The organism is Mangrovihabitans endophyticus (assembly GCF_014646155.1).
Classification (GTDB): Bacteria; Actinomycetota; Actinomycetes; order Mycobacteriales; family Micromonosporaceae; genus Actinoplanes; species Actinoplanes endophyticus.
This window is the reverse complement of the sequence record NZ_BMMX01000113.1, coordinates 1-1,549: the sequence shown is the minus strand read 5'-3', so window position 1 is coordinate 1,549 and position 1,549 is coordinate 1. Positions and strand designations below refer to the sequence as shown.

The window sequence follows — 1,549 nt, the reverse complement described above, 5'->3', positions numbered from 1 at the left end:
AACACCCCGGCCACACACGCCGCCGCGATCTCCCCCACCGAATGACCCGCCACCACCTCCGGGACGACACCCCACGATTCGAGCAACCGGAACAGCGCCACCTCCACCGCAAAAATCGCCGGCTGCGCATTACCCGTGTCATCCAGGTCATCCCAGTCGATGTCCAACAGGGCGCACACCTCGTCGAACGCCGCCGCGTACACCGGGAACCGGGCATACAACTCCCGGCCCATCCCGACACGCTGCGAACCCTGACCGGTGAACAAGAACGCCGTACGCCCCTCACCGGCCACACCCTCGGCCACCACGTCACCCACGACCACCCGGCGGTGCGGGAACTGCGCGCGGGTGGTCAGCGCGGCGGCGACGTCGGCCGGGTGCGCGTCGAGCCCGGTCACCCGCTCGGTGAGCGCGTCCAGGGCCTGCGGGGACTTGGCGGACAGCGCGAGCGGAGCGGGGTGGCCGGTGTGCTCGACGCCCGGCGCCGGGGTTTCCTCGGGGGCCTCCACGATGATGTGGGCGTTGGTGCCGCTGATGCCGAACGACGACACCCCCGCCCGACGCCGCACCGACTCCGGCCACGCCACCGGCTCGGCCGCCAGCCGCACCCCACCGGCCGTCCAGTCCACATGCGACGACGGCGCATCCACATGCAACGACGCCGGCACCACACCATGCCGCATCGCCAACACCATCTTGATCACACCAGCCACACCCGCAGCCGCCTGCGTATGCCCGATGTTCGACTTCACCGACCCCAACAACAACGGAGTCTCACGATCCCGCCCGTACGTCGCCAGCAACGCCTGCGCCTCAATCGGATCACCCAACGTCGTACCCGTGCCGTGCGCCTCCACCACGTCGACATCCATGGTGGACAGTCCGGCGGAGGCCAGGGCCTGCCGGATGACGCGCTGCTGTGACGGCCCGTTGGGGGCGGTCAGCCCGTTCGACGCCCCGTCCTGATTGATCGCCGACCCGCGCACCACCGCGAGCACCTCATGCCCATGCCGACGCGCATCCGAAAGCCTTTCCAGCACGAGCATGCCGACCCCCTCGGCCCAGCCGACCCCGTCGGCCGCGTCCGCGAACGGCTTGCAGCGCCCGTCCTCGGCAAGACCGCCCTGGCGGGAGAACTCCACGAAGGTAGTCGGCGTCGCCATCACCGTGACGCCGCCGGCCAGGGCCAGGGTGCACTCCCCCGCCCGCAAGGCTTGCGCCGCCAGATGCATCGCCACCAGCGACGAGGAACAGGCGGTGTCCACGGTCACCGCCGGGCCCTCGAAGCCGAACGTGTAGGACACCCGGCCGGAGGCGATGCTGGCCGCGCTGCCGTTGCCGCGGAACCCTTCGAAGGAGTCCTCGGTGAGCAGGTTGCCGTAGTCGGTGTACATGATGCCGGCGAACACGCCGGTGCGGGAGCCGCGCAGGCTGGTCGGGTCGATGCCGGTGCGCTCCACCGCCTCCCACGTGGTTTCCAGCAGCAGCCGCTGCTGGGCATCGGTGGCCAGCGCCTCACGCGGACTCATCCCGAAGAACTCCGGATCGA

The 1,549-nt window shown here is 70.4% G+C and carries 1 protein-coding gene; it reads right to left on the bottom strand.

Annotated elements, in window-relative coordinates:
- Window positions 1–1,549, bottom strand: a 1,549-nt coding sequence (locus IEY73_RS32600) for a type I polyketide synthase (RefSeq protein WP_189083205.1), incomplete at both ends; no start/stop codon positions are given.